The sequence below is a fragment of the Cohnella sp. GCM10020058 genome (genome assembly GCF_042683485.1).
Lineage (GTDB): Bacteria > Bacillota > Bacilli > Paenibacillales > Paenibacillaceae > Cohnella.
This window is the reverse complement of record NZ_JBHUJV010000003.1, coordinates 54,677-81,264: the sequence shown is the minus strand read 5'-3', so window position 1 is coordinate 81,264 and position 26,588 is coordinate 54,677. Positions and strand designations below refer to the sequence as shown.

26 protein-coding genes are annotated in these 26,588 nt (G+C 48.1%); all 26 read left to right on the top strand.

The window, feature by feature from the left end; all coding sequences use genetic code 11:
* Nucleotides 1-99 precede the first annotated feature (99 nt).
* The 26 genes from ACFSR7_RS06195 (at nucleotide 100) to ACFSR7_RS06070 (ending at nucleotide 26,577) form a co-directional block, all read left to right on the top strand.
* The gene (locus tag ACFSR7_RS06195; protein ID WP_378159702.1) at nucleotides 100-453 is read left to right on the top strand and encodes a hypothetical protein; all 354 of its coding nucleotides are present in this window, start codon (nucleotides 100-102) and stop codon (nucleotides 451-453) included.
* Nucleotides 434-1,066, top strand: a complete 633-nt coding sequence (locus ACFSR7_RS06190) for a hypothetical protein (RefSeq protein WP_378159701.1) — start codon at nucleotides 434-436, stop codon at nucleotides 1,064-1,066. The genes ACFSR7_RS06195 and ACFSR7_RS06190 overlap by 20 nt, the downstream gene beginning before the upstream one ends.
* Nucleotides 1,067-1,112: 46 nt before the next feature.
* Entirely contained in the window at nucleotides 1,113-1,739 is a 627-nt protein-coding gene (locus tag ACFSR7_RS06185; RefSeq protein ID WP_378159700.1) for a hypothetical protein, read from the top strand.
* An 81-nt stretch (nucleotides 1,740-1,820) separates the two neighbouring features.
* Nucleotides 1,821-2,516, top strand: a complete 696-nt coding sequence (locus tag ACFSR7_RS06180) for an EAL domain-containing protein (RefSeq protein ID WP_378159698.1) — start codon at nucleotides 1,821-1,823, stop codon at nucleotides 2,514-2,516.
* Nucleotides 2,517-2,540: 24 nt separating this feature from the next.
* Nucleotides 2,541-3,293 carry a hypothetical protein gene (locus tag ACFSR7_RS06175; RefSeq protein ID WP_378159696.1) on the top strand — a complete coding sequence of 251 codons (753 nt, stop codon included), beginning with the start codon at nucleotides 2,541-2,543 and terminating at the stop codon, nucleotides 3,291-3,293.
* A complete protein-coding gene (locus tag ACFSR7_RS06170) occupies nucleotides 3,290-3,979 on the top strand; it encodes an SAF domain-containing protein (protein ID WP_378159694.1) in 690 nt (229 codons plus the stop codon). The genes ACFSR7_RS06175 and ACFSR7_RS06170 overlap by 4 nt, the downstream gene beginning before the upstream one ends.
* Before the next feature lie 14 nt (nucleotides 3,980-3,993).
* Nucleotides 3,994-5,157, top strand: coding sequence for a CpaE/TadZ family protein (locus ACFSR7_RS06165; RefSeq protein ID WP_378159692.1), 1,164 nt, complete (start codon nucleotides 3,994-3,996; stop codon nucleotides 5,155-5,157).
* Nucleotides 5,154-6,788 carry an ATPase, T2SS/T4P/T4SS family gene (locus tag ACFSR7_RS06160; protein WP_378159691.1) on the top strand — a complete coding sequence of 545 codons (1,635 nt, stop codon included), beginning with the start codon at nucleotides 5,154-5,156 and terminating at the stop codon, nucleotides 6,786-6,788. The genes ACFSR7_RS06165 and ACFSR7_RS06160 overlap by 4 nt, the downstream gene beginning before the upstream one ends.
* A complete protein-coding gene (locus ACFSR7_RS06155; protein ID WP_378159689.1) occupies nucleotides 6,769-7,761 on the top strand; it encodes a hypothetical protein in 993 nt (330 codons plus the stop codon). The genes ACFSR7_RS06160 and ACFSR7_RS06155 overlap by 20 nt, the downstream gene beginning before the upstream one ends.
* A gap of 12 nt (nucleotides 7,762-7,773) precedes the next feature.
* Entirely contained in the window at nucleotides 7,774-8,664 is an 891-nt protein-coding gene (locus tag ACFSR7_RS06150; RefSeq protein WP_378159687.1) for a hypothetical protein, read from the top strand.
* A gap of 15 nt (nucleotides 8,665-8,679) precedes the next feature.
* On the top strand, nucleotides 8,680-8,889 hold the full coding sequence (locus ACFSR7_RS06145; protein ID WP_378159685.1) for a hypothetical protein: 210 nt from the start codon (nucleotides 8,680-8,682) through the stop codon (nucleotides 8,887-8,889).
* Between the two features lie 13 nt (nucleotides 8,890-8,902).
* Nucleotides 8,903-9,349 carry a hypothetical protein gene (locus ACFSR7_RS06140; protein ID WP_378159683.1) on the top strand — a complete coding sequence of 149 codons (447 nt, stop codon included), beginning with the start codon at nucleotides 8,903-8,905 and terminating at the stop codon, nucleotides 9,347-9,349.
* 12 nt (nucleotides 9,350-9,361) lie between these two features.
* Nucleotides 9,362-9,856 (top strand): hypothetical protein, encoded by a 495-nt coding sequence (locus tag ACFSR7_RS06135; RefSeq protein WP_378159681.1) that lies wholly within the window; start codon nucleotides 9,362-9,364, stop codon nucleotides 9,854-9,856.
* An 18-nt stretch (nucleotides 9,857-9,874) separates the two neighbouring features.
* The gene (locus tag ACFSR7_RS06130; protein ID WP_378159679.1) at nucleotides 9,875-12,139 is read left to right on the top strand and encodes a hypothetical protein; all 2,265 of its coding nucleotides are present in this window, start codon (nucleotides 9,875-9,877) and stop codon (nucleotides 12,137-12,139) included.
* A gap of 808 nt (nucleotides 12,140-12,947) precedes the next feature.
* Nucleotides 12,948-13,157 (top strand): hypothetical protein, encoded by a 210-nt coding sequence (locus ACFSR7_RS06125; RefSeq protein WP_378159677.1) that lies wholly within the window; start codon nucleotides 12,948-12,950, stop codon nucleotides 13,155-13,157.
* A 315-nt stretch (nucleotides 13,158-13,472) separates the two neighbouring features.
* Nucleotides 13,473-14,657 carry an S-layer homology domain-containing protein gene (locus ACFSR7_RS06120; protein WP_378159675.1) on the top strand — a complete coding sequence of 395 codons (1,185 nt, stop codon included), beginning with the start codon at nucleotides 13,473-13,475 and terminating at the stop codon, nucleotides 14,655-14,657.
* The gene (locus tag ACFSR7_RS06115) at nucleotides 14,654-20,866 is read left to right on the top strand and encodes an RHS repeat domain-containing protein (RefSeq protein ID WP_378159673.1); all 6,213 of its coding nucleotides are present in this window, start codon (nucleotides 14,654-14,656) and stop codon (nucleotides 20,864-20,866) included. The genes ACFSR7_RS06120 and ACFSR7_RS06115 overlap by 4 nt, the downstream gene beginning before the upstream one ends.
* Nucleotides 20,867-20,953: 87 nt before the next feature.
* Nucleotides 20,954-21,466, top strand: coding sequence for a hypothetical protein (locus tag ACFSR7_RS06110; RefSeq protein WP_378159671.1), 513 nt, complete (start codon nucleotides 20,954-20,956; stop codon nucleotides 21,464-21,466).
* The gene (locus ACFSR7_RS06105) at nucleotides 21,417-22,340 is read left to right on the top strand and encodes a hypothetical protein (protein WP_378159669.1); all 924 of its coding nucleotides are present in this window, start codon (nucleotides 21,417-21,419) and stop codon (nucleotides 22,338-22,340) included. The genes ACFSR7_RS06110 and ACFSR7_RS06105 overlap by 50 nt, the downstream gene beginning before the upstream one ends.
* Before the next feature lie 413 nt (nucleotides 22,341-22,753).
* Nucleotides 22,754-22,999 carry a hypothetical protein gene (locus ACFSR7_RS06100; RefSeq protein WP_378159667.1) on the top strand — a complete coding sequence of 82 codons (246 nt, stop codon included), beginning with the start codon at nucleotides 22,754-22,756 and terminating at the stop codon, nucleotides 22,997-22,999.
* A gap of 559 nt (nucleotides 23,000-23,558) precedes the next feature.
* The gene (locus ACFSR7_RS06095; protein WP_378159665.1) at nucleotides 23,559-23,807 is read left to right on the top strand and encodes a hypothetical protein; all 249 of its coding nucleotides are present in this window, start codon (nucleotides 23,559-23,561) and stop codon (nucleotides 23,805-23,807) included.
* 92 nt (nucleotides 23,808-23,899) lie between these two features.
* The gene (locus ACFSR7_RS06090) at nucleotides 23,900-24,169 is read left to right on the top strand and encodes a hypothetical protein (protein ID WP_378159663.1); all 270 of its coding nucleotides are present in this window, start codon (nucleotides 23,900-23,902) and stop codon (nucleotides 24,167-24,169) included.
* A 203-nt stretch (nucleotides 24,170-24,372) separates the two neighbouring features.
* Nucleotides 24,373-24,825 (top strand): hypothetical protein, encoded by a 453-nt coding sequence (locus tag ACFSR7_RS06085; RefSeq protein WP_378159662.1) that lies wholly within the window; start codon nucleotides 24,373-24,375, stop codon nucleotides 24,823-24,825.
* Nucleotides 24,822-25,088, top strand: a complete 267-nt coding sequence (locus ACFSR7_RS06080; protein WP_378159660.1) for a hypothetical protein — start codon at nucleotides 24,822-24,824, stop codon at nucleotides 25,086-25,088. The genes ACFSR7_RS06085 and ACFSR7_RS06080 overlap by 4 nt, the downstream gene beginning before the upstream one ends.
* Nucleotides 25,089-25,179: 91 nt before the next feature.
* Nucleotides 25,180-26,238 carry a hypothetical protein gene (locus tag ACFSR7_RS06075; protein WP_378159658.1) on the top strand — a complete coding sequence of 353 codons (1,059 nt, stop codon included), beginning with the start codon at nucleotides 25,180-25,182 and terminating at the stop codon, nucleotides 26,236-26,238.
* Nucleotides 26,239-26,310: 72 nt separating this feature from the next.
* Nucleotides 26,311-26,577, top strand: coding sequence for a hypothetical protein (locus tag ACFSR7_RS06070; RefSeq protein WP_378159657.1), 267 nt, complete (start codon nucleotides 26,311-26,313; stop codon nucleotides 26,575-26,577).
* Nucleotides 26,578-26,588 lie beyond the last annotated feature (11 nt).

The following is a 26,588-nucleotide window of genomic DNA, read 5'->3' as shown; positions in this document are numbered from 1 at the left end:
TGCTTGTAAAAAATTAGGTTTTTGTATATGATTTACTCATCACTAAATCATAGTCATGACTAAATCAATATTTAGGATGACCACCGGGGGGGAAATTAGTTGGAATCTCCGCCGCCAAAACCCGAGAAAACCACGACAGTCAAAGGCGGCTACCGGGAAGGGTCCGGAAGGCCTAATTTGCAAAAAATGAACTTGGTCCCGTTGCAAACGAAGATGTCGTTGCCTCCAGAGATTATTACGTGGCTGGACATGTGCGCGACTTATCGAGACGGAACACCAAAGCAGTATCCAGAACGGCATCGGGTAGATGTGCTGCGAGACATACTCACTGCAGTAGGCGGCTTAATTATGAACAGCGGTTATTCTGATGTGGACCAGGCAAAAATGACGAAGCGATTGGCAGACATATTAACCTTGAAAGAAGGGATAAACGATGACCAAACAACTGATTGACAGCCGTAATTGGCTGGATCCCCAAGCTGAGCCCACGAAGCAATACTATATCAAGCTGTACGACGGAAGCAGAGGGCAGGCGGATACAGCTCTTCATTTGTTCGATTTGATTTGCGATCCTACCTATTCGGAATGCGAAGATCGGCAGTCGCATCTCATGATGCTCGCGCAAAAACTGAAAGATGTGGCCGCATTTGATCTTTCCGCCATGGGATTCCGCGCACAAGTTCATTCCGGCGTGGGGGTGTTCTACGATAACGGAGTACAAGCTCTCCCGGATGAGATTGAAGAGGCAGCTGCTGTCAAATTCGAGAATCAAGATGACCCGATTATTCTTGATTTTTGGAACGAATGGACCACCATGGCCAGTCTGATCACATGCGGCTATCTCAAGCTATTTGTTAAGGATGGAGAGAATCTCTCGGATCCGGAAGATGACTGGATTCCGGAATGGCTGGTTACGTTTGAGAACATGCCCGGAAATCCGAGCAGTGAAGCGCCGGCAGGATACCTTGAGATCTTACCGGCGACGATTGAGGATGAACCGACTTGGATTCCGCACTACGTGCGGATTCAAGATCGTGATCTTGAAGTCGATGATCTTCACGGATAATGCCATTCAACAAGACCACTCCGATGGATAGAGGAAAGGGTTTCGCATGAAACAGAACAAAATGGACCGGATGCTCTCATATTTCGATGAGGACGCGGCGCTCTTACTGATGATACCTCTTTACGTAATGGCAATTGGATTTGGTTTCCTAGACGGAACTCTATTTTTCACCTATTTGGCTATCTGTGTTTTTTACTACTTGGTGACAAGCGCCAAACTTCACTACTATCGCCGTCTAAGCAGGAAGCGTGGTCTTCAGTTTTTCACGGTGTACCCTAGTTGGGCTGCGCCTCTGATTTATCGACGGAAGCTTGGAATCACTGAACATTTGCAGGTTAGTGGATTTTGGAGAATTCACGTCAACTTTAAAAATTTAAGAGGAGTTAAAAATCTGCGAAAGACATTGCAAATGCGCAGTGAAGACTTGAAAATCCTTGCCAGGGAGTTCGACAAGTCCGAAGCTTTCATAATTGGCTGTACATATGCTGCCATTGGTCATCTTCAAGTACCTAATGCCAGGCATGATGAAATCCGCGTTCGATTGTTCCCAACCTCAAACTTTTTGTTTAGCAAGGGAAGAATGTTGAAGGAACAGCAACGCATTTTCGGAAGAGTGTTGTCGAACCCTGAGAAAATCAGCTGGGTTACTCACACTTTTTATTTCAGTAAATAGAAAGTGACAATTTCACGTTCCAATAAATGCGCATTATACATCGCGTTTAATGGATTATTTTGGAGAAAGGGTGATTTGTGAATGGATAGGCTGCGGCCGCGTTATCAGCCCATAAAGGATACAACAGATAATTTTTGCCTCGGTTACGAGGCAACAGTGCACATGATCCAAGGCAACGCGGACGTTAGCGCTAAGGATCTTTTTGACCGCGCAATCCAAAGGGGAAATGGAGCCTTTGAAGAACTGGATCGGGCAGCACGACGGGTGGCCATCCAGGAAGCAGATCTTTTTCTAGCAAAATCAGAGCTGCTATTTCTGAACGTTTCATCGCTGGAAGCATTGGAGGAGGAGTTTGACTCCTATCTCTTAAACAACCTGCAGCATCGGCTTGTATTTGAAATAACTGAGAATGTCACGATTGATCAGCAAGCTGTGCGGCTCATTGAGAGCCTGGCAAACAAAGGGGTCATTTTTGCAATTGATGACTTCGGCAAAGGACTTGCAAACTGGAAGTCGTTTGTTGAGTTGCCCGTCTCTTATCTCAAAATGGACATGTTTTTTGTTCAGCGGCTGAACAAGCTGAAGGCGAGACATGCGATCGGGAAAATGGTTGAAATTTGCCAGGAAAATAACATCCGACTGGTGTTGGAAGGTATTGAGACAAAGGATCAGTATGACCAGCTCCAAAGTATGGGTGTGCGATATATGCAAGGTTACTATTTGGGCCGGCCGGCAGGGCTGGACGAAAACCATCAGCACGGCAGAGTGCGAGCCTAGTTAACACTGACGGAGGTCATTTTCATGAACGACTCAAACGATCTGATGTTCGATTTCGATCGATTTGAGACCAAGGAAATAACTGCAGAAAGCTCATATAAACCAATTGGGAGCACCTTTTTCATCGCCGTCGGCGGACCTGAGAGACGTACAGGAGCAACCTACAGTGTGCTGCAAATAGCTATGGCACTGGCGGAATGGGGATACCGGGTGGGCGCCTTTGAGCGGAACGCCTCTCAGCTGAGCCCAAACGTCTATCATCTATATGCTGAAGGGGAGTCCCTGCACGGCCGTGGTGGCTGCCGGTTTAGAAATATCGACATCTACCCTTATGGTTACGATGACTTGAAATTCAGTGCTGTGTTCTCAAATTATGACTTTGTAATTCTCGACTTTGGTCAATTGTTGTCGGGAAATGAATTTACGCCTTATATGGATCAATTCCTGAGATCCAACCTTCAAATTGTTACAACGGGATCCTCGGTGTGGGATTTCGATCGGCTGACTGCAATGCTGGGACTACTGTACAGCAGGGATATCGCCAAGAGGTTAGAGGTACTTTTGAATTTTGCAGATGCCAGGCGATTCGGTGAGTTTGAAGGATACTTGTCTGCAGCCGAGCGAACAGAGTACCAGATCCGGTTCCATCATAATCCGTTTATCGCTGACGTATACAGCACCAGCGCTGAGACGAGGAAGACCATTCAGAAAATACTGAACGAAATGGCCGGAATAAAAGGAAAATCGCTTTGGAAGAAATGGAGAGGACAAAAATGAAGAAACTGATTCGGGTACTCGCAATATGCCTCATGATTCTTTGCGGGCCGGCAATGATTATCTACTTAAACCCAATCGTTGATGAAAAGTTGGGGACAGCGGAAGTGCTAACTGCAGCCAAAGAAATTCAACGCGGAGAAGTCATCAAACAGGATCAAGTGAAAAAGGTACGCATTAAAACGAGCCTGGTAGTGAAAGCAAGCCTGATGAAGAGCTCTAATGAAATCGTTGGACAAGAAGCAAGCAGATCGATTCATGCTAACGAGCAGTTTGATCAGTCTATGCTCATCTTGGATCGGCTAACGCCCGGCAACGGCGAGTATAACATGCCATTGCCTTCGGAGTGGGTGCTCTCTGCGCCAGGAAGCCTGCTTCGAGGCGACCAGGTCACCCTGACTCCTGTCCTCGAACAAAGGGTGAGCGTAACCGCGAGCGATATTACAGAAGAGAGTCCTGCTGCAGACGAACCAGCAGCATGGTCGGCAAAAAACCAAGAGCAGCTCTCCAACATAGATGTAAGTTTTGCTAAGTCCAGTAATAACCAGGAAGTGACGACAGAGGATAACGATCGTAAGAAGCCGACAGGGCAGGTTAACCGAATCGAACTGATTGTGAACCAAGAGCAACGCGATCTAATCGTAGGGCTAGGGCAAAAAAACTACAAATTTTTGGTTACCTACCGGTAAAGGAGTGGACTCGCATGAACGGATACCTTGATGTCGATCGTCATGACCTCTTGGAAGCTTTAACGGACATCAAGGGGATTGAGCAGCTGCATCCTTTTAATGCACGTGAACCGCAATCCCAAGCAATAAGTAGCGAAGATTTTCTACTCGTCTCGATCGAGAGAGCGGACATTAACATGCTCATCCACCTTCGGCAGCTCTATCCTCCAACAAAAATAGTGTATCTGATCAGCGACTATTCGGATGCGGAAGAAGTGGCGGTGGTGCAGAGCGTATGCAAAGCGCACTCCATTGTCGTCATCGAACCCAAAAGGTCACCCATCCAGATCGCAAGGGTCATTGAAAATCTCTATATTGGTGCAAAAAGTGAGAAGAAGCGCATTATTGCAGGTATAGGAGCTAGCTATGGTACGGGTCTTTCTTCATCGCTCTTTGTACTGGGCAAGCTCATGGCAGAGCGAAAAAACATTCGAGTTGGAATGTTCGGCTTAAACGGCGTCAATGCTGGAACGTCGTTCATTCCTTATATAGGGAAGTATTTAGACGAGGTATGGGGAGCTCTGGACGGCCGTCAACTCCAATCCGCAGACCTTTTAGGGCGTATGGATGAAATTGCTCCAAACTTCTTTTACCTTGCCGGCAATCGAGACCTTCTTAAAACCTACTACTATACGCCAGAAGGCATTCAGTATTTAATCGACCTGGCACAACAAAACTTTGATTTAGTCATGTTAGATCTGGGAGCGTTTCTTGATACTCCTCTTGCCGTTCAGGGGCTCTTATCCAGCGATATCATCCTTGTAAATACAAATCAACGGGACGGATCGAAGGACAACTGGAGGCGGCAGAAAGAGCAGATTCTTAAACGTGAGATGGGAATTCCCATGGAGAAACCGAATAACATCTGGTTAGTTACCAATCAGATGTATAACTCCCCGGATGTGGAGACACATATCCAGCTAGCGAAGGAATACGACTTGATACCGATGGCTAGTCTGCCCTATATCAATTCGTTTTATCGATACGAGATCCAAAAGGATCTATTGCAGCTGGCTGATAAAAAGTACCTTCAAGAGATCGGCAAAATTTGTGAAGCATTCAGTGATTACTATAATTATCCACCTCGGCCGGAGCACGACGCTTCCAAAGGATGGTTTAAGCGAGGGAAACGACATTGAGGCAGCCGCTAACGCGATTTAATGTCCGCACATACATGATTCAAGTTGGACAGGATAAAGCGCCTGTACCTGCAGTGACCAAGTTAAAGCAGGATCCTACTGATAAGCTCGTTTATGTTGGCTTCGACCAAGTTGTCCTAAAAGTAAAAGAAGAATTTGATTTACAGTTTGAAAGGGTCAAGGAAACAAAAGAAGGGCAGGACCTAACAAACTTAGAAAATGAAGCCATGATAGGGAAAGCCGAAGCTGTCACGACTTTAATCGAAAAAATAGAAAGCTATCTTCAAGCGAATAAAATCGCGAATGTAAAGATACCGGTATATTACCTTGATTTACAGAAGTATGGGACTGAGGAACAAAGAAAATATTCGAACTTATCTCACGCTATTTACCACGAGATCTACGGTTTGAATGCACTGGCCTACTGGCTGACGAAACCGAAAAGTTACGCCATGCAGCTCATTGGAAGAATGATATGGATTTTTGATCCGGAAAAGGGCCGAAACGTCCTTATGCCATTTCAGCTGCAGACGGATGAGGTCTTAAAAAAGATAATTCGGTCGCTGGAGTCACAGAAAACGAATGACAAGCTGACGGAAGCAAAACCTGTTTTGGAGCTCGATACCTATACGGGCGAACGTGTACAGATCGTCATTGAACCTCGTGTGCGTCGAACAATCATTACGTTTCGGCGAATCCTGCCCGAGTATGTAACGCTGGAAGATCAGAGAGAGAAAGGGTTATACCCCAGCGAGTTTCACCCGTTCATGCAGGGAGTCGCCCACGCTATGCCCAACATCGTAATAACGGGTGAAATGGGAACGGCAAAAACCGCCTTATTAAGAGCAATCATTCACGAAAGGCCTGACTACATCACTGGCTTCGGTATTGAGGACGATTATGAACTGCATATCAGTACGGTCAATCCGAACAAAAAATTTATCGAATTCATTCTTAGAGGGAGCTCTTTTGTAGATGCATTAAAGCATGCGCTGCGTACAGACGCTGTCTACGGAGTGATGCAGGAAGTCCGCATGGACGAAGCAGAGGGAGCCATGGTAGTCTCGGAACGCTTGCAAAAGGGATTTCTAGCCACTACGCACATTATTCGTCCAGACACCATTCCTGAGCGTTGGGGCCAGATGATTGTTCGAGTAAACGGTTCAGGTAATGAGCAATCCGAACAGAGGCGTGTCGCTGAAAACCTGGATCTCATCATTTTGATGGGCCAAGATGAGACGCAGACCAGAAAACGAATCATGAGCATCCAAGAACTTCGTTATAACCGCCAAAATGGTGAAATAAGCACGCATCAAATCATGCGGTTCAACTTGGATAGCGGCAAGTATCAGTATCGATTTGATTTAAGCCCAGTGCTTATAAGCGAGATGAAAGCAAAAAATAGCAAATGGACTGATGCGATGATTCAAACACTTCAAAATCTGGAGAAGAGCGCTCCAATACCAGATGGAGAAGGGGTCACAATTTTTAATCCGGCAATAGCAAACCCACAATACCGACTTGCCCTGGCCACGGAGCAAATGGCCGCCGAACAAAAACGGACAAACGAGATTTTGCAGCAGCTGCTCATGAATCTGAAGGGAGGAGCCAATGCTCATTCCATTAATTAAGGGCCTGATCTACTTATGTTCGTCCATTCTAATGGCAGTTGGTTTGTACATGCTGCTGCAGAAAAGGCTGCTGATCTTAAACGAGAAGATTCGAGTTGAAAATCGAATCCGGAATCGAGCTGCAATGCAGAAACGGACTCATCTGGGACTCGAATCAAAACCGGGGTCAACCGAGCGGTTTTTCAGAAATCTTGATTATATGTTGCAGGCTACAAGGGATAACTATAAAAAGGATATCACCCTGGCAAATTTCCTGATGTTTCACGGAATCACCGCAGCCATTCTATTTATCGTGGTATTTATATCGACATCAGGCCCTTTCTTCTCCTTTGTTGTAGGGAGCCTGTATCTGCTATGGATCTATATGGCAAATCTTGTGCAATTAAGACTGGCTCGGTTGGATCGCGGGTATCAGCTCGCAAATCTGACTGGAATTTTGAGCGCGAGTTACAACAGCAGCCTGACAGCACCAGATATTCGAAAGTCACTTCAATTGGCCATCCATGATCCGTTAGCGGCGCCGTTCAAGAATTATTTAATTGATATTGTGAGAATTGAAAAGAATTACTTGAGCCCTGCGGAATTGAAGGAAGCTATCGACCGGTTCATTTTCAGTATTAAGACCTCCTTTGCAAAGGAGCTCGGAATAACCATCTTTAAAAGTTTAATCACCAGAGAGAATGTGGGCGGAACTTTAACGAGAATAGATGCTAAGATTCATCAAAACATCAAGGATATTGCAGAAGAGTCTGAAGAAAAAAACAGTGTTCGAAATCTCAGCTCGCTTCATCTCTTAGCATTTCCAAGCTTGCTGATCGCGCTAGCACTTGTATTGAGAATTTCAAAGGAAAGCATTCTTCATTATCAATTTGGCACGAGACAGGGGCAAATTTTGTTTGTAATCTCAGTCTTTTCAATCGGTTGTGCCTGGGTTGTCGCGCAATGGTTTTCCAAGGAACCCAATGATTACTAGGGGATGTTACTGATGTCGGATTATATTTTCATCAAGTACCTTATCTACGCGGCTATTGTCGGTACTGGTTTTATCGCTGCTTACCAGATGAATAAGCTGTTTGCTGTTCCGGTCATGAGCAAAGAGCAAATAATCAAAGGTATAAAGGCGCAAAACTTAAGAATTAAGAATGCGATCGACAGTCCGACACTCAACGAAATGTTTGCGAATGCTGGCCATCCCTTCAAGCTCACAGGAGGCAAATTCCAAGCTCTGCGATATACATTAGGTTTTCTCTTGTTCATGGGAGCTGGCTTCATATTTCTAAATCGTCCGGATATACCGATCTTTATTCGACTGATCTGGCTTCTTATTCCGATTCTTATAACCTTTTCGATTTTAAGCCCTAAGAGAAAATTTATGCGCAACTTAATAGAAATTCAAAAAGACCGAAAAGATTATTTGCGAAATCAAGAGCTATTCATGTTGTTCTCCATCCTTATAGATGAAATTAAGGAATCGGGGAACGCAGTCAATATTTTGGATAGGCTCCGTAAACTGCGCCAGTACACCCCAAGCATTAGCGGATCCATCAATAAAGGAATCCGCAATCCGATGCTGGGTTTAGATACTGTAATGAAACTGATAGGGGAGGATATCGGAACAGAGGAAGCAATGGAGGTTTGTGGGATTATTGCATCTTTGCAGGACGTCAGTAACGAAAACCTTTATGACTTGGTTCGCGTACGAGACGAAACGTATATCTCAGCTTTAAGAGCCAGTCGCATCAAAAGGCGCAAGAAGTTAGCTAATACCGTAAATATTGTTGTTTGGCTGCCACTCGTCATTTATATGATGGACCTTTTGTTACTCTTCGGTCAAATGCTTAAGGCGATGACGGAAAATATTAATACACTCCAATAGAGGCGGGGATTAGATATGTTTAAAATGTCGCGCGATGAAATTATGGAAAACATGGGCTCGATTATTATTTGGGGGCTGATTATTGTCGGCGTAGTGTTTGGGTTGATTTGGGGGTTGACGAACAATCTTAACGACACGTTCAACAACATCAACCTGTTTAGCAACAGCGTAAAGCTGTTTAACAGCATCACCCTGTTTAGCGGCGGCAACCTGTTTAACAGTTAACCAGGAGATTTTATTGGTCAAGCAGGGGGAGGGAAACCCCTCCCCTGGACCATGGAGGAGAACCATGTTTAAGAGCGCACTGGGAGAAATACTGGGCTTTGTGTTCCTCGTGATATACCTCTTTCAACCTGTTGTTCATGAAATTTATAACGTTCGTAGCAATGCAGTCGAGATTATATTGAACCAGGGCATAGCCAAGGCTACATCCAATGATAATGGGCGGTTTACTCCAGAGATTATTGCCGAGATGAAGGAAACGTTAAAGACTAGGTTTTTCATTGCCGACAAGGATATTAACTTTACCGGGACGACAAGTCTAACGCCAAGAGGCGAATATGTCGAGGGCACTCTTTCAATTAAGTCTATGCCTGTTTGGCTTATTGAGAGCATGATGGGCAAATCAAGACCCGTCGTAATAGCGAGGCATGCGACAATGATGAGTGAATACATAGACAGGTGATGAGAGTCCTGTATGCGAAAGACACTGATGATTCTGCTTATGAGCTTTGTTCTGTTATTGGTCGAAATGCTGAATGCAAACCGCCATATTAACCTGTCGCTTGTCAACGCAATGACAACAGGGTTATTTCGAGCAGCACACGATGCTTCATTACAAGTGGATCCGTCACAGCAAAACGATGGATTTATCGTTTTTGATCGCGAGAAAGCTCACGCTGTCTTCGTGGATACATTTGCTAGGAATCTTCGATTGAAAGCTAACTTAGAACCACAGAATGGATCATGGCTTAAGGATCCGGTGGAGATCTTACATGAAGAATACATTGATGATTCCAGTGGGGTGTCGTTTCCTTACAACTACAGGAACGATCAATTTAAAATATACCGCACCCTTAATGGACCGGCAGCTATCTTTGAGGTTCGAATTAAGTCACCCAGAAGCTCAGCTTATTCGTACAACGGATACATTTACAAGAACATAATTCAGGAGTATCCGTTGCTCAACTAAAACCAAGGAGTGAAATCAGTGAGAAAAGATTTTTTTAGAAAAGTTACGTTTATTCTATTTGCATTAACACTATTCTTACCTGGCTCTGCGTGGGCTGCCAGGGCGACCGCGCCGTACAGTACTAATATCCAAGTCGTTAATAATCCAGCTGGAACACCTGACACCGTAACAGTAAGTGATCTTTTGCCCTCCGATATTATAAAGGTATATGCAGATTCCTCAACCATGGCCACGCTGGGAACCACGACCGTTGCTGCGGGCTCTACAAGAGGCACGGTAACAATAGCTCAAATCGGCACTGCATCAGGAACGCTGTACATTACGGTGACCTCGGGCGCGCTTTCCGAGAGTAATCGAACTGCTAAAAGCTTCGCTGCTGAGCCTCGGGCAGCTCGGCTAGATACGGCTCAAATCACAGTCGTTAATAATCCTGTCGGCACTGCGGATGTTGTAAAGGTGGAAAACGTGAGTCCAAGTGACGTCATTAAGGTGTATAACGACCCCGTCGATACACCTGTTATTGGAACTGGAACCGTAGCGAGCGGTCAAAACGAAATATTAGTAAGTATTGCCCAGCTGGGAACGACTTCAGGAACAGTGTATGTCTCGATTACAACTGGAGGACTGCCTGAGAGCCAACGGACAGCTAAGAACTATGCTGCAGAAATTGCATCTCTACAGATCGTCGCAACTGATGTAATCATCAGCAATAACCTCTCGGGATTGTCGGATACGATTGTGGTTATGAATGTGCAATCAGGCGACGTCATCAAAGTTTATGGATCGAGTCTCAGCACCACGCTTTTGGCACAGGGCACAGCCACAGGAAAAACGATCACTTTGTCGGTAGCCCAGCTCGGAAGTAATGCAGGGGTTGTGTATTTAACAAGGACACGTGCGCCGTCGGTAGAAAGCGTCCGGACAGTAAAAAATTACTCGGCAGAGTCAAGCAGCAGCTTAGGAGTATACGGCATAAAAGTCATTAATAATGCTGGAAAAGCAGATCTAATCACCATTCCTAACGTTTTGCCTTCCGATGTCATCAAAGTCTACGCTAGCAGTTCTGCGACAACCCCACTAGTTACAAGCACTGCAAGCAAGAACCTGGTTCCTAATTTTAATTTTTGGACCTTTAAAGCACAATCATATGATATTACCGGAAATTACAGCTATACGTTGGCTGCTAACAGCACCTCGAGTAGCATTAACTCCAGCTATTACGACGTTCCAGTACTGCCTGGCCAGACTTATGCTGCATCGATCGGAACGGTGGGCACTGGAGGCCTAGTCAATCTTATCGAGTATAAGAACGGGGTAAGCAACGGAGTAACAAAGACGTTAGTAAGCGGTGGCACTACTACCTGGGCACTCAAGTCGGATACCACTCATGTCCGATTTGAATTAACAAGTACCACGATTGCTGTTATTAATTTCAACAATCCAATGTTGGTGCTCGGGTCAACAGCCGGCGCATTTGAAGAGCAGTCTGGCTCCATCAGGAAGAATCTACTTCCGCCGTTGAGCGCTTGGAACAGTCTGAGTTCGATCTCTTCAATACTGAGTGACTACAAGTTGCAGCTTAACCCAACAGCAAGCAATGCGACTAACTATGTAATGGTCCGCGTTCAGCCAAATACTAAATATTCGTTTACTGTGAAACACAATGGACTTGTCTCTTTCACCGTGATGGATAACACAAAGTCGACTGTAGCTACTCCATATTTGGCGTCTACTGAGCAAGAAGGCACATTTACGACACCGGCAACAGCGTACTGGGTTCAAGTGGCATTTTCAAATGGAACATCTCTCGAACAAATTACGTTTTCTAACTTCATGTTGAATTTAGGAGGGGTAAGCAGTTTCGAGGCCCAAAGATTGGATTCTGTCAATGCAACCGTATCCTATGCCCAATTGGGTACTGCAGCAGGAAAGGTCTATGTTACGACAACGACACCAGGAAAGCAGGAGTCCAAGCGAATGGTTGCAAGCTATTCAGCAGAGCCGAGATCCGCAGCACCTGCATTGGCTGGTATTAAAATTGTCAATAAAAAAGGCACCGGAGACACGATCACTATCACAGGTCTGGCCGTGGGAGACGTGGTGAAGGTATATCGTACAAAAGCGACGCCCACAGTGCTTGCCTCCTATACGGTAACGTCAGGAACTGTTGGGTACGTCAATGCAGGCCAACTCGGGACATCCGCGGGGACGGTCTATATCACCGTAACGAATTCTGGGAAAGTAGAAAGCCTGCGGGTCGCCAAGAGCTACACGAAAGAATAGAGCAGCTGCAAGAAGTGTGCCGGCAGCCGTCCGGAGTCGTGCGGATCTGCAGCGATGGACAACCAGGTGCCGGCGACGGTGTGGCCGGCGGTGCTGCGATTGAGGAGCAGCTGTAGCTGAAGGCGCCGGCAGCCGGGCGAGTCATCCGGATCTGCAGCTATCGGCAACCAGACGCCGGCGACGCCGCGGCCGGCGCTGCGCACGAGGAGCTTGTGGCGAGCGGCCGGACGTGGAATCCGGATCTGCAGTGACCGACAACCAGGCGCCGGCGACAACGCGGCCGACGCTGCGCACGAGGAGCTGCAGCTGAAGGAGCCGGTAGCCGTCCGGAGTCGTGCGGATCAGCAGCGATGGACAACCAGGTGCCGGCGACGGTGTGGCCAGCGGTGCTGCGATCGAGGAGCAGCTGTAGCTGAAGGCGCCGGCAGCCGGGCGAGTCATCCGGATCTACAGCGACCGGCAACCAGGCGCCGGCGACACCACGGCGATGCTGCGCACGACAGGAGCCGGCAGCCGTCCGGAGTCGGCAACCGTCCGGAGTCGTGCGGATCTGCAGCGATGGACGACGGTGTGGCAGGCGGTGCTGCGACCGAGGAGAAGCTGTAGCTGAAGGCGCCGGCAGCCGTCCGGAGTCGTGCGGATCTGCAGCGCTGGGCAACCAGGTGCCGGCGACGGTGTGGCCGGCGGTGCTGCGATCGAGGAGCAGCTGTAGCTGAAGGCACCGGCAGCCGGGCGAGTCATCCGGATCTGCAGCGATCGGCAACCAGACGCCGGCGACGCCGCGGCCGGCGCTGCGCACGAGGAGCTGGTGGCTCGCGGCCGGACGTGGCATCCGGATCTGCAGGAACGGCAACCAGTCGCCGGCGACAACATGGCCGACGCTGCGCACGAGGAGCTGCTGCTGAAGGAGCCGGCGCGCGGCCGGACGTGGCATTCGGATCTGCAGCGATCAGCGATAGGCAACCAGGTGCCGGCGACATCGAGGCCGGCGTGGCGATCGATGAGCAGCTGCAGCTGAAGACACCGGCAGTCGATCAGATTCGTACGGATCTGCAGCAGCCGGCAATCAGGAGCCGGCGACGGTGCGGCAATCAGTGCGGCGATCGAGGAGCCGTTAAATAAAGTCGCCAGTAGCCGTCCGGAGTCGAATAACGCCGGGGGAAAATCATACAGCGATCGCTGGAGCATATGCAGCGGTCGCAACTTTTCTCTTTGAGAATGGCGTACAATAGTGCGCAATTTTTTATTTACAAATAGTTACATAACGAATAATATTGAAATAGAAATGACTAAATCAAATACTGCCGTATGTAAGCTGGAGGGAGCTATTTTAATGAAAAAATCGTTGTTTACTGTTTTGATTATGGCCCTGTTGCTAGCAAGCCCTGGATTATCGGCGAACGCTGCCCCAACTACCATGAAGGATGTCGCGAATCATTGGGCAAAATCGGCAATCGAGAAAGCTGTATCTACCGGCTATGTTGCAGGCTATCCGGACAATACCTTCAAGCCTAATAATAAAATTTCGCGAGCTGAGTTTATAAAAATGGTCGATGTGGCCTTTGGATATCAGCCGAAAGCTACAGGTGGCTCATGGTATAGACCGTATGCGGATTTGGCAATAACATATGGCATTCATGATGAAGCCGACTTTAAGGACTACACCCAGAACATTACGCGGCTCGAAATTATGAGAATTGTATCGAGAGCCCTCGGAACACAGAAATCTTACCACGCTTATCTAGATTCTTTATCGGGTCTGTATAATGGGGACATTCCCTTCACCGACTATAAGAGCTTGGCAAGCAAGGATATAAAATTAGTTGCCTTAGCGATCGGATCGCAGGTCGTTTCTGGATATGCCGATAATTCGTTGGGATTGAAGCTGCCGGCGACAAGAGCTGAAGCCGTTGTGATGATCGAGAGGGCTTTAGAGGTATCGAAGAAGGAAGCCACGAGCTTTCCCTTTCTAAAGGAATTCCAGGAAGTATCGAAAACGGGAACGAATGCGACCTCGGTTTCTCCTTTCACTTTTTATGAAGGAGTTAATCTCTCTAATAAGCCCTTGGCCATACAGCACCCGAAATTTACAGGTTCTTTAAAGCGAGTCTACGTTATTCCTGCAAAAGCAAAATCCATTTTTGAAAAGAAGTTTTTATGGAACAAAGAAGAGTTTGCCAAAGAATATTTTGCTGGAGTAGGCGGATACGTCTTTGGAGTGCTAGACATCACCGCAAAATCAAACATTGATAATAACACCATACAGCAGATTCAAGTCATCCCATCCGGTCTTTACGATTTTCAAAAGTCTCGGTCGAAATACGGATTTGAAATCGCATATCCAGATAAGTTAACGAAATATGCCCAAGGGGCAAAATTTGAACTGGTTGTGGCCGGCTATTACGGCGACAAAGCCTCGGATTCATTCGATGACCATATTATCCTGCAAACAAGTAACGCAACGTCCGGAAGCTACTACTACGTTATGGAAGAGTCGAGTGAGGGACAAGGGACATGAAAAGGCTGAACTTTTGGACTAAGTGTATCTCAATTTTTTTACTGTTTATTCTGGCGATTGAAGGGATCGCCAGTTTTCCTTTTCCCTTCGGTAGAGCAAGTGCTGCACAAACGATACTTGTTACTTACAAGGGATCATACACTCCCGGTTACTATTGGTGCCAACATCTTAACGGAGATTGGAGTACCTTCAGTAGCTTAGACGGGACCATTAAAAGGGGCAATGATGGGGGGCAGCCAAAACTAACCTCAGATAAGGTCCGAACTTACGCAAATATTTCTGTTCCAAGCAATGCAACTTGGTCAGACGGAGTCTCGAAGACCCCCGATGTTTCTGACATTCAACCGATTAAAATTGATATGCAACAGGCGGTAAAAGACAAATTGCAAGCCGATCCCTTCATTTACAACAACAAAGTTGTGATCAGTGGACTGTCGGGAAAAGGAATGCCCAATGGCTCTGTCGATAACACAGCTTGTGGTTCAAGTCCCGGTTATGTTTATGAATTTCCTGTTCAAGTAACGTGGCAGGGGAAAATAACCAAAGTCGACGACGAAAAATTTGTAAATCTTGAAATTGACCCAACCTATAAGATTCTGAATGTCGGCCAAACGCAAAGCTATGCTGTCTTTGCAAATTACACGGTTAATGGTACGCCGAAAAAATATGGTGTTACAAACGACAAGCTAAAATGGACTTCAAACCAAGATTCAAATGTATCAGTTTCTACATCGGGCGTTGCAACAGGCAAGGTGGCAACCACAACAGATGCAACGATTACGGCTGAATTTGTCGGATCTGGACTAGCCAAGGGAGCGAAGGTTACGACGAAAGTCAAAGTCATTAAACCTTCTGCAAATGAACCTACCGCCGACTTCAGCATCACTCCATCATCGAGCATTACATATGGGGATTCATTTTCGCTTGAGCCGAACGTAACGATCCCTGCTGCCTGTACGTTCACATCGTTTACCTACACGATTAAGCAAGGCTCATTGAGCTACACTTCGGAAACGGTGACGGTGAAAACGAAGGTATTGACCTATACCAAAGCAACCTATCCAGCGCTTATCAAAGCTGGTGCCTCGCATTCGATCACGATGGCCGTTAAGACGAGCTGCGGAAATGCGGATGCTGGCCCTAAGACACTTTATGTTGGGGAAGAAGGATCAACAACAACGCCGACGCCGACACCGCCAGGCGGGGGCGGACCTACGCCTCAACCTAACAATCCACCGCATGTAGATGTCGCTTGGTATGACCCAGCAACAATGGAACCGGTCGGCATGGTGGAGCTGAATAAGACGACAAATCTTCGTGCGACAAACATGACCGATCCAGACGGAGATCCGGTCCACATCGTGAATTGGGATTGGGATAAAAGTACTCAATGGCTGAAGGATCTGCCAGCTAATCGTCCAATTACGGGAATTGCCCCGGGATACGACGGCATTATCATGAACGGTGAGGGGCTTCATACGGTTTATATAACCGTCGCAGATAGCAAGGGGGCCGAATACACGGCAAGCGCGTCCATTGGAGTTGTGGACCCTAAACCTGTTGCCGTTATTACTGGGACATCGCGAATCAAACAAAACCGAGTGCTGCCTAATCCTTTAAGTGGAGCCAACTCTTATAGCCCTATTGGCAAAGCAATTGTAGGCTACACGTGGACCAACAAAGCAGATAAATATCCGAATGTGGGCGTTGAGACAGTTACACTTAAAGTCAAGGATGAGGACGGAAGAGAATCCAATCTAACAACATTTGATGTCACTGTCATCGAAGATCTGCCCCCTGTTGATACGCTCATTGTGCCTGCCGAAGCAACGAGGCTGGACAGCGTAAAGATCCAGAGTGCAGCGTACAGTCCGGATGGTGACGAAATTGTTAGTCATAAAATTGAGATGAAGTATGATGCAAACAATAACGGATTTGCCGATGATTCCTGGAGTGTCGTTGTAAATGGGGCAGCGGATGCTTACACATTTACACCGGCAGTTGTCGGCAAGTATTTGTTTAGAGAAACCACGTGTGAAGATTACGGAAAATGCGGAAACACGGATGGCCAAGATGAGTCAGAGCGGATACTTGACGTAAAGAATTTACCGCCAGAGGTCAACGTCGAGACATCATCACCCGTAATCGACCCTGACAATAAAACGCCGATATCGCTTGCCAATCTTTACAACAACGGCTCGTACTACTCGCTGGCGACACGTAGTACCACGCCAAAAGATAGTTGGCTTTATCAGTCGGGTATACTCAAAACCAAGGTTTACGACAAGTACGATGGGCTTTCAAGCGATGCTGGCACCGTTTCGACGCTCCCAATATCACAAGATAGCTGGTCATCCAACCCTAACTACAATTGGGGTGTGCGTGAGCCTTATGATTGGACTAATAGCCCTTATATGTCCTTTAATAACGGATCATTTTCGTCCGAGTTTTTAACTGGTGCTCTTGATAATTACGGGGATACAGGCGTAAATTTCCAACATAACTCTACAAATGCACCGATAGTTGATAAAGATTCGATCTATATACGGCAAACGGATATGAGCTATGACAGCTCAAATTACCCTGTATTCACAACAAATGTCAAAGCGTACGACAAAAAGACCAGGGCTTTAAAGTGGGCAACTACGCTACCCGGAAGCGCTTCTCCGGATGGTAATATGATCTTAATCAATAAAAAAGTTTATATGGTCTCGCAGATATATAGCGTCGGTGCCTCACAAACAAGACTGTCTGTTACGCTTCACACCCTAAATGTAGAAACGGGGGCAATCGAAAAAGCTGTAAACCTAACGACCAGTAAGGGGTCGTTTGATGGCAGCGTTTATATGTATTCTCTACCCAATGGTCTGTTTATAAACATCATGGGGACGTTGACAGGAACACCGAATCAGGGTCACAGAGTTAGCTTGATGTATGACCTGAACGGCACCAAGATCAATGAAATATGGGATTCATTCGGTATCTATGGCTATTCAGAGAAAGCTAATGTATTTCTGATGAGTGACTGGACAAACAATGATGTGGTAGGAATCGATACGAGAACCTATCTTGAAAAATATCGAATTCCTTATACAAGTTTTACTAATATGGCCTCTCAGAGAAGAACCCTCGGAATTGATTCAAACGGGGTGCTGCACATGCTAGTATACAGCGTATATCAGTCTCAGTATTCATGGATGCAATTTGTGAAGATTAACTTGGCGACTGGTGCAATACTTTCAAAGGTTGATGTGGCAACACCAGATATAACAACGTATGGGTGTACGGATTACAGTGGCAATTGTATCGGCTCCTACGCCAGCTCACGTAACGGTATGTTCTACCCTCTTGGTATGGACAAAAATGGGAATTACTTATTTTCGTTTCAAGACCAGAACAACCAAGCTATTGTTGCTTATAATCAGTCAGGAGCGATTGCAAAACAGTTCGGAGCGTTTCCTAATCCTAGCAGCACGTGGAATCAGTATTCTTTTGACACAAGTACACTTACAGATTCTAGATATCCTCGCCTAATGAAAGCATTCGTAGGTGCGGACGGTCGCATCACTGTTGTTGGGGATGCTGTGGCTGGCAATTATGGTTATCGAGTTTTGACGTTGGTCATGGATGAAAATCTGAACGTTGTAAATAGGCGTATTGATAGTCAATTGTATGAAGTTGGTTATGGTTCATCTATTCATCCATTTATCTTGCCGTTTGACGATCAGACGTTGATGATCGCACACAGAAATGTTGAAAACAGAACCAACAAATCATTCATAGAATTACTTAAAACAACTGGAAGTCCGGTAGGAACCAAAAAATACGATGTGGGTTCCCCTTCGAACGATTTAATTCTCGGCGACAATTACGATACGGACGCCACAATTGAAGGAGATGTCGTATTTACGGTCACGGACACAAAATCGGCCGGTTATGTGTTCCGGGCACAAAATCAATCAAATTACTATTCGGTTGAATTTGATAACGGGCAATTAAAGGTCAACAAAACAGTCAACGGCACGGAAACGAACCTGTTTGTGAAGGGCTATCCGATAAACCTCAATTCCGCGTACAAGGTTAAGCTCGTACCGAAGAGCGGAGGCTTTGACATTTATGTAAACAAGCTTTATCAAACGACGATCAATGAGACGGCTTGGAAAAGCGGTAAATTTGGGATTATCAATAAAGGGCGGTCGGGTGTGTCGTTCTCAAACGCTTCCTATTACGTGACGGGTGAAAATGCTGGGCGTATATCGGGCGTGGTTCTGGTTGATCAGGTCATTGACTATACCGTGTCGTTTACTGATCCAGAGAACGATCCGCGCTTTACTACGGATGAGTCTTGGTATTACACGCACAATCCAAACACACTCATTAATGCCGGTCCAAACTGGGGGAAGGATAATCAAAAGCAAAGCTCTTCGATTCCAGCGTTTAGCATTCCTGGCGATTACACTTTCAAGTTTAAATCCAAAGACGATCCGAATGGAGCATTGTTTGCAGGGTATCGACAAGAGTCCAATGAATTTACTGGAACGATTCGAGTTCACCGTTACCCATTCGCAATCTTCAGCATCACGGTTAATGGTGACAATACGGTAAATATAACGGATAATTCGTACGACCCTGACCGTTACAATCCGTCGAATGGCCAAATTTCCACCGAAAATACGGGTATCAATTACGCAGCGAATCATGGCATTATTGACCGCAAGTGGAAATATCGTCTGGTGCAGTCCACCGCCTATGTAGAGGGGAAACCCACTCGCCTTGCGATGGCAGGCACATATGAAGTGGCTCTTTCCGTAGTCGATGAGTATGGGGCATGGAGTGACTGGGAAACACAGACTGTAACCGTGAATGGCGTAACGGCACAGCCCCCGGTTGCAGGCTTTACCGTTTCGACGCCAACGACTTATCGGTTTACGACGGTGGTCATTAACTCGACCGCCTACGATCCACAAGACGGTGCGAGGGAAAACATCCAGCATGGGTACTATGTGAAGAATCTCAGTACGGGCGCTCCGGAATCGCTGCAAAGTGATTCAAGAACGTCCTGGGAAAAGGAGTTTTCATCGCTGGGGCTATTCCAGATCCGACAAATTGTAGTGAACAGCTATGCATTGTCTGCGGAAGCAACACAGAATGTCAATGTCATCAACCGCAAGCCGAATGTTAGTATTACGGACCCCGTATCAACAAATCCGGCAGCTCCGGACTTGTATCGCACTTTAAGACCGACGATTAAGTGGTCCTATTCTGATGGAGACGGCGATGTGCAGCAGCAATACCAACTTAATTTTTATAAGTCGGATGGATCGTTCTATCGAGACTCGGGAGTTCAGAACGGATCTCCTGCAAACTGGACACCGACGGCTGACTTTGCAGACAATACCTCATACTACGTTTATGTCAGGGTTTCGGATGGCATGGATGGTGCGGATTGGTGGAGTAATTGGAGTACGCCGCACTACTTCCGTGTCGAAACGAATAAACCACCGACAGGATCGTTTACGTGGACGCCTCAGCCTGTCTATGAGGATGACACTGTTACAATCCAACCAACGGTCAACGATCCGGACAAGGACGTGCTTGACGTATCATTTGCCGTGACCTCGCCAAGTGGAGCCGTACAAAATTACACTTACGCGTGGTCCTACCCGTATCCGACAACGGGGCCTGTATTTAAAGTGCCGACTGTAGGGGATTACAATGTTGTCATGACGGTGAGCGATCGAAAGGCACCGGCCGTCACTGTGCAGAATGTAATCAAGGTAAATGATTTATGGATCCAAGGGGCGGTTACGCATACCGAACGCTACGAGGAATTCCGTAAATCATATAACTTAAAAGCCACAGGTGATCTAAATTCCCCAAGGGCGCCAAGCTGGTTTGTTGCGGGCGAGACATTTGTACTGGGGGCTAAGACAACCGATACAGGCACGGCTGTCACGAAGGCAAAGCAGGTGCATGTGAGCAGATCACCGTTTGATTTCGCGGTCTTGCTCGCATCAAAAACGAAGCTAGACTGGTCAGGAAAAATGATCGATGACAACAACAATACGAAGTTAAAGGACGGGGACTATACTTTTACATTTACCGCCACTTGGACGAATGGGCACACAGAATCCGTAAACGTGATTATCCATGTTGAAGGCGATTATCGAATTTTCTTAAACACATCTCGACAAGAGACAAACTCATAAAAATGGCGAACCCGAGAGGGTTCGTTCTTTTTTTATGGGTACTGGAAGAGCCAGCAGCCGGACCAGGTCAATCGGAGCAACAGGCCAATGCAGCGCAGGCGCGTTATCCAGATCTGCAGCGATCGGCAGCCAGGAGCCGGCGACGTCGCGGCCGTCGCTGCGCTCGAGGAGCAGTTGCAGCTGCAGGCGCCGGGAGCCAGCTGTGTCATCCGGACCTGCAGCGATCGTCAACAGGCGTATGGCTACGTCGCGGCCGGCGGCAAACTCTCGAGGAGCAGCTGCAGCAAGGCGCCGCCGGCGGCGGCCGTGGCATCCAGATCTGCAGCGATCGTCAACCAGGCGTATGGTCACGTCACGGCCGGCGATCCGCGCACGAGGAGCAGCTGCAACTGGTGGCGCTGGCAGTCGGCCGTGGCATCCAGATCTGCAGCGATCATCAACCAGGCGTATGGCCACGTCGCGGCTGCGCGGCGCACGAGGAGCAGCTGCAGCGGAAGGCGCCGGCGGCCGGCTGCGTCATCCAGATCTGCAGCGATCGGCAACCAAGCGTATGGCCACGTCGCGGCCGGCGATCCGCGCACGAGGAGCAGCTGCAGCTGAAGGCGCCGCCGGCGGCGGCCGTGGTATCCAGATCTGCAGCGATCGTCAACCAGGCGTATGGTCACGTCACGGCCGGCGATCCGCGCTCGAGGAGCAGCTGCAGCTGCAGGCGCCGGCAGTCGGCCGTGGCATCCAGATCTGCAGCGATCGTCAATCAGGCGTATGGCCACGTCGCGGCTGCGCGGCGCACGAGGAGCAGCTGCAGCGGAAGGCGCCGGCGGCCGGCTGCGTCATCCAGATATGCAGCGATCGGCAACCAAGCGTATGGCCACGTCGCGGCCGGCGATCCGCGCACGAGGAGCAGCTGCAGCGGAAGGCGCCGGCGGTCGGCTGCGTCATCCAGATCTGCAGCGATTGTCAACCAGGCGCATGGCCACGTCGCTGCTGTGCGGCGCACGAGAATCAGATGCAGCGGAAGGTGCCGGCGGGCGGCCGGCTGCGTCATCCGGATCTGCAGCGATCGGCAACCAGGAGGAGTCGGCAATGTCGCGGCTGCGCGGCGCTCGAAGCAGCTGCAGCGGAAGGCGTCGGCGGGCGGCCGGCTGCGTCATCCGGATCTGCAGTGATCAGCAACCAGGAGTCGGCAATGTCGCAGCTGCGAGGCGCACGAGGATCAGCTGCAGCGGAAGGCGCCGGTGGGTGGCCGGCCGCAGCAGCTGCAGTCGATGGCGACGGGAGCCGGCCGTTTCATCCGGATCTGCAACGATTGGTTAACAAGGAACCCGGCGACGTCAGGGCCGGCACGGGGCACGGGGATCAGCTACAGATGAAGGCGCTGGGAGCCGGCCGTGTCATCCGGATCTGCAACGATCGGCAAGCAGGAGCCGGCGACGTCATGGCCGGCGCGGAGCACGAGGAGCAGCTGCAGCGATAGGAGCCGGCAGCCGGCCGCGCCATCGGATCTGCAGCGATAGACAACTAAGTGCCCAGCGACGTCGCGGCCGGTGCGGAGCAGGAGGATCAGGTACAGCTGAAGGTGCCGGCTGCCGGCCGTGTCACCCGATATGTAGTGATCGGCACCAGGTGCCCTGCGACGTCACGGCTGCGAGGAGCACGAGGAGCAGCTGCAGCTGGAGGCGCCGGCAGCCGGCCGTGTCATTCGGATCTGCAGATCGGCAACCAGGAGCCGGCGATGTCTTGGCCGGCACGGATGTTGGCAATCGTACGGACAATATAAATTCAAGATATATATCGTTTGACATTGTAAAACATTGGTGCTACATTTGATTTACATAGTAAAACAAGGCGCAGACACAGTACGGTGTCGGTCGCGAGGAGATCATAATAATGACGAATTTCGGAACGGTAATGGTGAACGGGCAAGAGATCGTGCTGTCTGAGCAAGCGGACTTCACGAATCGCCAACTCACTGACTGGCAGATGGAGGAGGGGATAGCAGAGTTCGCGGCCAACGGAATCGATGCACAAGGCAACAAGGTTCGTGTCTTCTGGCTGCAGAAGTCTCGAGATGTCGAAGACCTATCGGATCTCGATTGGAGCGAAGGTGATCGGGTCGAGCGCCTGGGGGAGTAATTCCCCCACTCGTAGGCGTAACGGAGGCGGCGGAGATCCTTGGATGGTCGAAGCAGCAAGTGTCCGTATATATCAAGCGCGGAAAGTTTCCGCCAGAGATACAACGACTATCGAGTGGGCCCATCTGGACACGGCAGCAGATTGAATCATATAGAGACGGACGATTAAAAAAAGAGCAGTAGCCTATGGGCCACTGCTCTTTCGCTTATAGGTAAACGAACAAATCTCCGCTGAAGTACGTTTCCGGCTTTCGCCATTCCTTTTCTTTTGCCTCCATGCAGCGATCGGCAACCAGGAATCGGCGACGTTGCGGCTTCGCGGAATTTGTCTTTATACAGCAAAAAGGACCCCTAGTTGGCGGCAAGGGTCCTTTTTGCTAGGAATAATAATGAAAGTACCTTTATTTTGTACCCATATAACCATTGTGGCAAATGAGTTCTAATTTCCGACGCTCAATTAGCTTCTGCAAAGTAAAATTGAAATAGTCATTGCTAAATCGATTAGTAGCAACTATAATTCAAGTATGAAATAGAGATTACTAAATCAAAGGAGGATGAATATGAAGATCTTGATGTTTCTGATTAAAAACGTTTGGTGGATGGTCATTTTACTGCTGATCCTGAGTGGAAGAACGGAGGCATGGTGGTGGAATCCGTTGGGGGCTACTTTAGGGATTATATCCTGCGTATTGCCGATTTCCTGGCTTGTGAACGCTTGGCGCGATGATTGGAACGCCCATCGTGAGAAAAGGGCGCAGCAGCTGCAGCACGAACAACAGAAAAAGAGCAAAATTTTTTTATACTTTTGAAAAACAACATTCAAAAATCAAGTTGACAACATGAAAAATAGATGTTAAGATTCAAGTATCAAGACATTAACGAAGCAGAGGAGCAAAACGATATGATGGGAACTTTGAGAAGGTATTTTAAAGACATGGCTATTTTGCTGGAAAACGCTGCGGAAACGGGTAACATGGATCGAGTAAAAGAACTTGCCCAGGATCTGAATACGGTTCAGGAAACGATGGCCGGTGGGAAGAGATGGGCACATGTTGAAGAAACACAGCCCCTCCTTCTTGCTTTGACCCGGGGAAAAGTAGCTGCGATTGAACAAGAAGTTGTGAACGCTCGTTCAAACCAAACCGATCCTGCCGCCGACGAAGCCGAATAAACCGGGTAAGTGACACATAAGCCGCCTTTTGGCGGCTTACCTTGTCCTTGGGTGCAATTGAGATATGATAACGGTGAGGGCCAAATGAGAGCTGTTTTTTTGTTTAAAAATGCGCACTATACAACGCCAAAAAGCGCAATATAGAACGCATTTGTCTTTTGATCTGTTATTAATGCCGTGACTTCGCCTCGAGGAGGGTCCCGATGCTACTGCCATATGCCGAAATGCTTGGCGCTTTAAACGACCATATCTTAGCTGTCGAGAAGATTCTGAAAGGCTTGCAGGACAAGTCCTTGGGTGATGGAGAGCTCATTCTCTGGATGAATAATCGTCAATTTATCTTCCGGGAAGACGAACAGCTAATGGCTGTCCTGTCGAGCGCAGCGCGGACGCCAGATGCGCGTTTTCGGATAAAGGCCGAACAAGCTATTAATGAGTTTTTAAAAAGTCTGCAGGAAGTTACGCAGGAGCTGTTAGAAATGCGCGAAGTGTCAGAGCGTGGATCATCGGCTAATCCAGAGAATCTTGTCACATGCTCGGTTTGTGGATGCGGTCGACACGAATCCGATGTCAATATCATCGATTATCCAATTGATGTCTGTGTGATTTGTGAGCCAAAGTACATCAAGGCTAAGCAAAGGGGGCTGTCCCGTTGAACATTTTCCAGGGTGAATACAAAGGGAAAAAGGTCTACCGACGTACGAATGGCAGCGTAACTCATGTAATCGCCTACGTCGGTGTAGACGGCGTGCTATACGGTGTTGTGTGGTGCGCTCGGCACGATCTGGCAATTAAGCAACTGCACCAACATCAGGCAGTACGCCAGAAGTCAATCTTCTTAGGCGGCGCTGAAAATAAAATCGTGAAGCTCGTGGAAGGTCCTGTAATGCTCCCGGTTACGCTTGTCGAGGATCATTAATCATAAACGGTTAAACCGTCTGATGATACCTGGTGGCGCTGGGTTGAAACGCCGAAAGGCGTAACGGAAGCCAAATGATGGAGGTAACATTATGCCGCACGAATTTGATGCACGCTCCACGCTGCGACGCTTCATCCGAACCATTGAGAAGAGAGGAAGCATTGTTACAGCAAATGGAAAGGTCAATCTGTTTGCTGGAAAAACGAATCTTTCCCTGCACTTGAAAACATCTGAAAGTCGCCGGCCCATCACGCTATCCTATAAAATGATTCGGTCGGCCCTTCAACTGACCTTTTATGCCCGGTCGGTCACTCGTCGTGATTTGGAAGTTTATTCTAAAGGGTCAAACAGTGCGCTTTTGGGAGTACTTATCGAAATCTTTGGTTCTAAAGGGAAGCTGCAGCGGCTTTCATCCGGAGCAATCCGGCTTTCTTTACGGGGCATTCGATACTTTTTTGCAGGCGGTGATCGCTCGGTAAGAGATATCACGGTTGCAGCTCAAAACGGAGCTAAGTATGTGCTCATGAGCTACGCGCATATACGAGCCAGGAAGGCCTGGCGGACACATGTTGAGCGACTGGGGTTAAAGGTGTTGTTGGATTCGGGTGCCTACACCGTTTGGCAAGCAGCACGCCGTGGAAAGCAAGTAGATCCTATCGAATTGGAACAATATGCTGAGTTTATTTTAAGAAATCAGCAGATTTTATACGGCTATTTTAACTTAGATGTGATTGGAGATGCGGAGGGAAGTCGCCGTAACGCCGAGTATTTGCGGCGCCAAGGATTACACCCTATTGAAGTTTGGCATATAGGCAACTCTGTTCGTGAGCTTGATCGCATGGTTAAGGCAGAACAACCGATCGTTGCTGTAGGAGGAAGTGTCGGTCTCAGTGAGAAGAAAAGAGCGCGTATCTTTCGCTGGGTATTTCGGTTATTCCCGGATCAGAACTTTCACTTTTTGGGCGGAAGCAGCAAGCTACTGCAAGCATTTCCCTGGTTTTCGGCCGATTCAACCGGATGGACCGTAGGACGAAAATATGGCGCGATCATTGATGCTTTTGGACAACGAAAAGGACCGGAAGGCGCAGATCCGTTAGAGCTGCTTGCATACAACGTCCGATACCTCTCAAGCCTGGAGACGGCCGCTTAATATGGGATGGTTTTAGAGTTAATGATAATATAAGTACATCCCGTATTAAGACGAGAGGAGCCCTATAAGATCATGAACCAAACGAAGAAAACGAAGTCCGGTGATAAGTGGGGCGGTGCGCGCGAAGGAGCCGGACGTAAAAGAGACGAGAATCCGAAGGAACGCAGAGGAATATCAGTATATCTGACCGACGAACAGTGGGCTGCTTTTGAGGAAGACGCTAAGGCGCAGGGTTACAACACTGTAGGTACGTATATTAACGCCTGGGCAGAGCAACGCGCTGCTTTGCAGGCCAAGATACGACAGACAGGAACCAAGGCCCCAGAAAAGGATATGTAGTGGTTCGTAAA